This window comes from Chitinophaga sp. (assembly GCF_036566945.1).
GTDB lineage: Bacteria > Bacteroidota > Bacteroidia > Chitinophagales > Chitinophagaceae > Chitinophaga.
The window spans coordinates 1-9094 of record NZ_DATCVJ010000348.1 but is presented as its reverse complement, the minus strand read 5'-3'; the positions used below and the strand labels follow the sequence as shown (position 1 = coordinate 9094).

The 9094-nt window shown below is 46.3% G+C and carries 6 protein-coding genes; 1 reads left to right on the top strand and 5 read right to left on the bottom strand.

Annotated elements, in window-relative coordinates; all coding sequences use genetic code 11:
- The 3 genes from VIP81_RS10390 to VIP81_RS10380 all read right to left on the bottom strand — a co-directional run.
- Positions 1-1560, bottom strand: a 1560-nt coding sequence (locus VIP81_RS10390; protein ID WP_331959522.1) for a DUF4954 family protein, incomplete at its 3' end; no start/stop codon positions are given.
- 114 nt (positions 1561-1674) lie between these two features.
- Positions 1675-3510, bottom strand: coding sequence for a glutamine--fructose-6-phosphate transaminase (isomerizing) (gene glmS / locus VIP81_RS10385; protein WP_331959519.1), 1836 nt, complete (start codon positions 3508-3510; stop codon positions 1675-1677).
- 265 nt (positions 3511-3775) lie between these two features.
- Positions 3776-6145 (bottom strand): S9 family peptidase, encoded by a 2370-nt coding sequence (locus VIP81_RS10380; protein ID WP_331959516.1) that lies wholly within the window; start codon positions 6143-6145, stop codon positions 3776-3778.
- Between the two features lie 102 nt (positions 6146-6247).
- Between VIP81_RS10380 and VIP81_RS10375 the strand changes: the two genes are divergently transcribed.
- Complete coding sequence (locus tag VIP81_RS10375; protein ID WP_331959513.1) at positions 6248-6781, top strand: histidine phosphatase family protein; 534 nt, start codon at positions 6248-6250, stop codon at positions 6779-6781.
- Positions 6782-6979: 198 nt separating this feature from the next.
- On the opposite strand, the gene mgtE is transcribed toward VIP81_RS10375, so the two are convergent.
- Positions 6980-8356: a magnesium transporter gene (gene mgtE, locus VIP81_RS10370; protein WP_331959510.1), complete on the bottom strand. Its 1377-nt coding sequence runs from the start codon at positions 8354-8356 to the stop codon at positions 6980-6982.
- Positions 8357-8415: 59 nt separating this feature from the next.
- Positions 8416-9094 (bottom strand): bestrophin family protein (locus tag VIP81_RS10365; protein WP_331959507.1); only part of this gene is annotated, 679 nt, incomplete at its 5' end.

The window sequence follows — 9094 nt, the reverse complement described above, 5'->3', positions numbered from 1 at the left end:
TTCCAGGTTATTTTTCAGTAACTCTTTTCCTTTTTTACGTATATCCTTTTCCGTTAGTTCCTTCTTTGGCGTGTTTTCCGGTAGTGCGTACCAGGCTTTACCGGTAGCGGTTTCCATAATGGCCAGTGCCTGAAACATTTCTTCCACGGAATCTGGCGCCAGGTAATCGTATTCAATGTTTTGCACCCTGTCAGTACGCTTATCACGGTCTACATATTTCCAGGAATTTCTGGCAATTGCATACATGTTATACAGGAACCAGTAGCCAGGCATTATTTTCAGGCGGTTATCATGCTCATCATTTACTACGAGGCTAAACGGAATGGGGATGTTCAGCTCTGACATATAATTTCCTTTGGAGATCAGCGTGAAGCTGGCAAAGCGGGAATTATGTTTCAGGCTTACACAGAGACCCGGCCAGAATCCTCTTCCGGCAATGATTTCACCGTCTGCGCCGCGGGAATTATGATTGGATCCGATGGTAGCACCGGCGGCCATATTACTTTGTCCCATGATCAGGGCAGCACAAAGAAAAGAGTTGTTATGATGCTGCTCATGTGCCGGGAAGATCAGTGAATTCAATACTTCGCAGCAGGAAATGGTGGCATTGTTGCCGAGGTAAGAGTTAATGAGTCGTGCACCATATTTCAACTGCGAATGAGAGGCCATTACAAAACGCACTGCTTTCACCCCGTAGAATACGCGACAGCCGAAACCCACCACGCCATTCACCATTTCGCAGCCTTCTCCGATTTGTGAAGAAGCTTCGCTGTTACTGTTGATAGTGAGATTTTTTAGTTTGTTGGCCCCTTTCAGATAGGCGTCAGTACCAATGGTCACGTCTTTGATCATTTTGCAATTCTTGATCACAGTGCGATCACCGACCATACCATAGTAGCCACGTCTTTTGTCGAATTGTTTTTCAGTGAAGAGTTTGAACTGATGTTGCAGCTGTTCGTCATCACGGTAGCGGGTCCACAGGTAAGCGTCTCCGGGAAGCATGCCATCAAACGGCATCACATTTCTGCCACCGTTTTCGTTGCACAATTCCATCCATATACGACCGCTTTCATTTTCCCCTTCTTTCAGAATACCATTACCAAATTTGGCGTAATCAGTAGTGGCCATTTCATTTACATTGGCAACAATCACTTCATTTCCAAGAATATAGTGGGAGAGATAATTGACGTTATGCACCACTACATTATCACCGAAATCGCAGGCACAGATAGTGCTGTTATATAAGCCCACCGGCATCCGCAGGTTATGGAACTCAAGATAGTAAGGCTCCAGTTTCCCGATACGTACCATGCCGAAAAAGTGGCAGTGTTGTACCAGTTGCGGATTAAATTCGTTGGATACAAAAATAATATTCCAGTCGTCCGAAGTGTTGTCATTGCGTACCAGCGCCTCTACTTCATATGCTGTTAATTTCCTGTACTGATCTTGTCTGCTCCATTGTTCATTACGGAGATAATATTCGTCTTTGCCTTTCGGTAACGTGGTTTCAATAAAGTTATACCCCAGATCGGAGAGGGGTCTTTTTTGGATATTATTCATGAGGATACATCTTTGGAGCTGTTAGCCATTAGCTATTAGCTTTTAGATTAAAGCGACTAGCTCATAAGTTATCCGCTCTAATCTAAAAGCTAATAGCTAAAGGCTAACAGCTGTTTATTCTACTGTAACAGATTTCGCCAGATTTCTGGGCTTATCTACATCCAGACCTTTTAATACGCCGATATGATAGGCGAGTAATTGTAACGGTATTACCGAGATAATAGGTGCTACCATTTCATCGGCTGCCGGTACAAAAATCACGTCGTCCGCCATGGGAGGAATGATGTGGTCGCCTTCTGTTACGACTGCTATCACCTTGCCTTTGCGGGCTTTGATTTCCTGGATGTTGGATACTACTTTTTCGTAGTAGCTATCTTTTGTGGCTACAATTACTACTGGTAAATGTTCGTCTACCAGCGCAATAGGACCATGTTTCATTTCCGCAGCAGGATAGCCCTCCGCGTGGATGTAGGAAATTTCTTTCAGTTTCAGCGCTCCTTCGAGGGCTACCGGGAAGTTGTATCCACGGCCCAGGTAAAGGAAGTCGCGTGCATCTTTATATTTTTCGGCTACCTGTTTGATTTGATCATCGAGTTTCAGGGCGGTGGCTACTTTTTCAGGTACCTGCTCCAGTTCGTCGAGTAAGTGTTGAAAGCGTTGCGGCGTAATGGTGCCTTTATCAACCGCCAGTTTCAGGCCTACCAGGCAAAGTACGGCCAGCTGGGCGGTAAATGCTTTGGTGCTGGCTACGCCAATTTCAGGGCCTGCGTGTGTATAGGCGCCTGCGTGCGACAACCGCGCAATAGAAGAACCCACCACATTACAAACGCCCAGGATGATAGCGCCTTTTTCTTTGGCACTTTCAATAGCCACCAGCGTATCTGCCGTTTCACCGGACTGGGATACGGCGATGATCACATCGCCTTCGCCTACTACCGGGTTGCGGTAACGGAACTCAGAGGCATATTCTACTTCTACCGGTATACGGCATAATTCTTCAATCATGTATTCGGCTACCAGTCCTGCATGCCAGGAGGTGCCACAGGCGACAATGATAATGCGTTTGGCATTGCTCAGGATATCTGCATATTCCCGCATCCCACCCATGGTGAGTGTACCATGTTTGGCATCCAAACGGCCACGTAAACTATCAAAAATGGTTTGTGGCTGTTCAAATATTTCCTTCAGCATGAAATGATCATAACCACCTTTTTCTATAGCCGCCAGTTCTATATCCAGCTTCTGTATGTAAGGAGTTTGTCTTTCATTGGAAATATTTTTCAGGATCAGTTCATCGGCTTTGATGATCGCTATCTCGTAGTCGTTTACATACACTACTTCTTTCGTGTATTCAATGATGGGAGAAGCATCTGATGCCAGGAAGTGTTCTCCTTTGCCCACGCCAATCACCAGCGGACTTCCCTTGCGGGCGGCGATGAGCGTATCCGGATTATCTTCATCGATCAGTACAATCACATAGGCGCCTACTACGCGCTTTAAAGCGATGCGCAGCGCTTCTTCCAGCGAACACTGATTTTGTTTTTTGATTTCTTCAATGAAGTGTAACAGTACTTCCGTGTCGGTATCACTCTTAAACGTATGGCCCTGTTTTATCAGTTCCTGTTTCAGCTGAACGTAGTTTTCAATGATGCCATTATGGATCATGGCCAGTTTACCATCGCCGGATAAGTGCGGATGCGCATTGCGGTCACAAGGCTCTCCGTGTGTAGCCCAGCGGGTATGCCCAATGGCAATATGACTGCGCATGTCTTTACCCTCTACGAATTCCTCCAGGGCAGCCACTTTGTCTTTTCTTTTGTATACCTGTAACCCGTTGTTGATCAGGGCTACACCCGCGCTGTCGTATCCGCGGTATTCCAGTCTTTTAAGGCCTTTCAATACTACCGGGTAGGCTTCTCTCTGCCCGATGTAAGCTACTATTCCACACATAAGGTTTTTGGATTTGTGCTAAGGTTTATCATTGCAATATCGCATTAATTGTTAAAATCACATCAGGAAATGTGAATATTGTTTAAGTTAAAGATATGGTCAGCATGCATTCTACGGTCGTCCTAATGTAAAATGAAAAAGGGAATACGGAAACGATCCCGGAGAAAATTAAGATAACTTAACATTCACCTGCATCATTCACCGTATTCCCTTTTGTAGTTTTTTTATTTAGTGTTGACTAAATAAAAAAATTTAAAATGCTCCATTATTTCAAGAGCGAACTCTCGAATAACAAAAGTATTCTTTTATATTCATCTGTCCAGCTGCTGGGCGTAGTAAATCCGTGATCTTCTACGGGAAACACAGCCAGCTCCCAGTTATTCTTTCCTAATTCAATCAAACGTTGTGATAAACGTACGATATCCTGGAAATGCACATTGGTATCTACCATTCCATGACACATCAGCAACTTGCCTTTCAATCCATCTGCATAGTAGATGGGAGAAGAGCGGCGGTAAGCAATACTGTCTGTAAATGGTTCATTCAGTATATTACTCGTATAGCCGTGATTGTAATGTGCCCAATCTGTTACGGAGCGTAAAGCCGCGCCGGCAGCAAAGACGCCCGGCTTGGTAAACATGGCCATTAAAGTCATGAAGCCACCATAGCTACCGCCATAGATACCGATGCGTTGCGCGTCTACCTGCAATTTTTCTGCCAGATATTTTGCGCCATCTACTTCATCATCGAGATCCTTGCCTCCCATGTAACGATAAATGCCCGTACGCCAGTTCCGGCCGTAACCTGCGCTGCCACGGTAATCCATGTCAAGCACCGTATAGCCTTTATCTGTTAGCAGGTTATGAAACATGTATTCGCGGAAATAGCTGCTCCACCATTTATGTGCATTCTGAAGGTAACCTGCCCCATGTACAAAGATAACAGCGGCGCCGTTATTTTTTGCGGGATCCGGTGTGTATAAACGGGCATAGACGGGCTGCTGGTCACGGGCCATAAAAGTAACGACCTGCGGATCACGCCATGCGTATGTTTTAAATTCGTCTGACTGTGCAAGATGCGTCACCTGTACCGCTTTCGCTCCCGGTGTATTGGGCTGCAGATACAGCTCCCAGGGTTTGTTGGAATAGGAATAGCGGAAAGCCAGCCACTTACCATCCGGGGAAACACTCACTTCATTAGCACCGGGCATGGTAGTAATCCTTTCGGCTTTACCACCGGAAACGGCTAAACGATAAAACTGTTTTTCGCCGGGATGTACTTCGTTGGTAGCGAGATAAAAATATTTTTTATCGGGCGACAATTGAGCGTCCTGTACTTCGTAATTGCCACTGGTGAGTGGGGTAACGGTTCCACTGTTTACGTTGCTTGTATACAGATGGGAATAGCCGGTCGCTTCCGACTGGAACCAGCAGGTGTTTTCATCTATCCAGCCGATGTTGGCGCCGCCCATTGTCCAGCCAATACCAGGACCAGCCACCCAGGCTTCGTCGCGCTGCCGGTTCAGTGTTTTTACGGTGCCGGTAGCAGCATCCAGTAACACAATCCAGCGGTCTTTATTGTCCAGCGAGCGGATGTCTGCGATGGCATGGGTACCCTGATCTGACCAGTAGGGACCATTGATCACTACATCTCTCACATGCGGGGTGTCTTTTTTCGTATAGTCTTTTACGTAATCCGGCAGGTCTTTGATGCCTGGCAGCTCAGTCATTTTAACAGGAAGCACGGTGTCGCGCTGCCGGTCATATACATAGCTTTCAAAGGTACCCTGGGGCGAACCTACCTTATCACGGGCAGAGATATCTGTTGTATATCCGGAAGCCGTTACAAACTCCGGTACAATCGTATTGCGGGCATCAGCAGGTGCATTGAAAAGACAGTAGCTAATGAAACGACCATCAGGACTGATTTGCAGGTTCATTAATCTTTTGCCCTGCAGATACAAACGCCGTAATGTTTTGTCTTCATGGGCCTTGTTAAACGCAGTAGCAGCATCTTTACGGGCTTTTTTGTCACGCACTGCTTCCATCAGTTCCAGTTGCTGGGCTTTCAGGAATCGCTCTTCTGCATTGCCTGTTTGGGCTTCGTCTTTTTCAACGGCTTTGCTGCCTGCTTCAAAGCTGGTCAGTTGGCTGATTAAGCCGGAGGCACGGTCCCAGGCGTAGAGGTCACGGTCTTGCTGAAACACCACCTGCTTACCGCCAAAACTAAACACCGGGTTGAGGGAAGTGGCTGTGGTATTGGTGATACGGGTGGTCTTACCGGTTTTTATCTCCAGTAAATAAATATCCCCCTGATAGCTATAAGTCAATAATGATTTATCGGTATTATAGGTCCCCCCGGCTTTGGCATGGAGGAGCGCGCGCTCTTCTGCGGCCGTTTTGCGGGGTATATTGTTTTTAATACCGGCATAGTAAAGGGAATCAGTCAGGTTTTTATCGGGGTTCCAGCTGAAATAAACAGTCTGGTTGTCGGTGCCCCAGAAAACATTATCGGGAGAAGTTCCAATCCATTTAGGATCGCGCATAATCTTTTCTACAGTAAGCGGGCCTGCCTGTTGGGCATAGATGCGGTTGGCTGATAAAAAAATAATGGCGGGTAATACCCATTTTCTCATAGCGGTTCATTATTTTGTTGGGGAATAAATGTAACGGTTTAATCATAAATTGCCGTAACTTTTGGATGGACGTACTGCGACCATCTGCTCTAAATCCGCTCTATGCGCATACTGCCAATCTTACTTTCCCTCCTGCTCTTTGTGGCTTGTAAGCCCAAAAGGCCTGTCCGGCAGCCTGTGCTGGTATCAGAAGATACCACGTTTTTAACCGGTACATTTTATATTATCAGACATGCAGAAAGAAATCCAGGCCCTGATTCGACTTTAACGTTAGCCGGTCAGGAAAGAGCCGGTGCATTATACCGGTTGCTAAAAGATTCTGGCCTCAACAAAATCTATATCACCCCTTACAAAAGATCGCTGGCAACAGCTGATAGTCTCCGTATACGTTTACATATCGATACCTGTTTTTATGCCGCAGATACCAGTGGAGAATCCTTTATTTACCAGGTAACCCGGCATGAAGACTGGGGCAAACATCTCCTGGTAGTGGGACATTCCAATACTATTATTCCCATTTTACATAGCCTGAGAGCGAAGCCACGTGTGGATTCTATTGGGGAGAAGGAGTATGACAGGTTGTTTATTGTGCGGAAGAATAAGGACGGAACCAGCCTTAAGGAAATATGCTATTAGCGAGTTTTTGTCTTTCCCAGGATTATACTGATTTTGATGATTTCAGGATTGTTTTACAGGATTAAAAAGATTAGAGAAGATAAAGCGGATAATTTCGCTAATACCTTCTCTAATCTTTTAATCTTTATAATCAAAAAAGTAAAAATCTGGAAAATCATCTAAATCAGTATAATCCTGGGAAAGACAAAAACCGCGCGCTTACAGCAATATCCCCTTCATGAGGGTATATGCTACGGTAAAGTAGATCAGCAACCCCGTTACATCCACCAGCGTAGCCACAAAAGGGGCGGAGGACGTAGCCGGATCCGCACCACATTTCTTTAGTACTAATGGCAGCATAGAACCGGAAAGGGTACCCCAGAGTACCACGCCTACCAGTGAAATGCCTACTGTGGCGCCTATCAGCACTGTATGGGCACCATATGTATGGAAGAAAGTATTCCAGAGGAGGATACGTATAAAACCGATGGAACCCAGTGCACCACCCAATATCAGCCCGGAAATGATTTCCCGGCGCATCACGCGCCACCAGTCAGCCACGGTGATTTCTCCAAGGGCCATGGCCTGTATAATAAGGGTGGAAGCCTGGGAACCGCTGTTACCACCACTGGAAATAATGAGTGGAACAAACAGCGCCAGCACCACCGCCTTGGCAATTTCGTCTTCAAAAAAGCCCATGGCAGTAGCGGTCAGCATCTCCCCGATAAATAATACTACGAGCCAGCCTACGCGCTTTTTGATCAGTTTCATAATAGGCATATCGAGGTAAGGCTCATCCAGGGCCTCGGTACCACCAATCTTCTGAATATCTTCTGTATGTTCTTCGTTCGCGATCCATAACATATCGTCGATGGTCACAATCCCGAGCAGGATACCCTGATCATCGGCCACCGGCAAGGCTACCCTGTTTTCCATCCGGAAAACCTGTATGGCCTCTTCCTGGTCGTCGTTGGCATGGAGCGATACAAAGCGGTCATCCATCAGGGTGTGTACCACCGTTTCCGGCGAAACCAATAAGAATTCCCTGATCCGGAAGTCATCCAGCAGATGTCCCTTTTCGTCAATCACATATATAACATCGATCGTTTCACTATCCTTACCATGCTCGCGGATATAATCCAGCACTTCTTTCACAGTCCATTCTTCCCGTACCGCAATGTAGTCGGGCGTCATGATACGGCCTACGCTGTTTTCCTTGTAGCCAAGGAGGGAGAGGGTTATACGTCGTTCTTCGGGATCAAGTAATTTAATCAATTCTTTCACCGCCTCACTGGGAAGCTCTTCCAGGAAGGCCGTACGGTCATCCGCCGGTAACTCATTCATCAGTTCCGCTATTTTGGCGGCCGATAAAGTGCGGATCACATCTTCCTGCAATGGAAAGTCCAGGATACGGAAAGCCGCTGCCGCTCTGCTGATCGACAGGTTATTAATGATGACATCTGCTTCATCGGGATCTTCGTGAATTAGTTCGGCTATATCCGTTATCAGCTGGTCGTCCAGATATACTGACAGTTCGCGGTAATTTTTTTCTTCTGCCAGTGTCTGGAATTTTTCCAGTAAAGCTTCATTTTCCATGTACAATTTTGCCTCTATCTGCGAAAATAAGTTAAAATAGCACGCTGCCGGGACAGTCGTTATAATAATTCTGATACATGCAGGCGGATATTGCTGCAAATAGTATCTATGGGCAGATCATTGGCGTCTTTGCCAAAGGGATCTTCAATTTCTTCTGCAATCAGCTCCAGACTCGCCAGTACAAAGAAGATAAACACAATCATCGGAATGATCAGGTATCCCAGACTAAATACATAGGCAAATGGCATGGACATCACATAGAAGAATATAAATTTTTTAATAAAAACACTGTAGGAGAAAGGGATCGGCGTGTTTTTAATACGCTCACAGGCCCCGCATATATCTGCAAAAGACTGTAACTCAGGATTCAGTAAAATTAACTGATCACCTGTCAGTTGCCCATCGCGGTACAGGTCCATTACTTTGCTGGTCATTTGCTGGGCCAGCTGATTGGGTACATGTTTGCTGATATCGGTATGCGCCGGTTCCTGGCCTGGAACGGCTTCCATTTCGTTATGCAGGTAGGTTTTGCGCAAATGATTCTTCAGCCCAAAAGCAAAATTGGGGATCATCACTTTAAAAAATAACCGGTCTTCCTGGTTGTCTGCCGGCAACATCGCCTGTATCTTCATGGCCAGGTTGCGGCTGCTGTTGACCAGCGCACCCCACTGCCGGCGGCCCTCCCACCAACGGTCATAGGCCGTATTGGTACGGAATACCAGTAACAGGGAAATCACA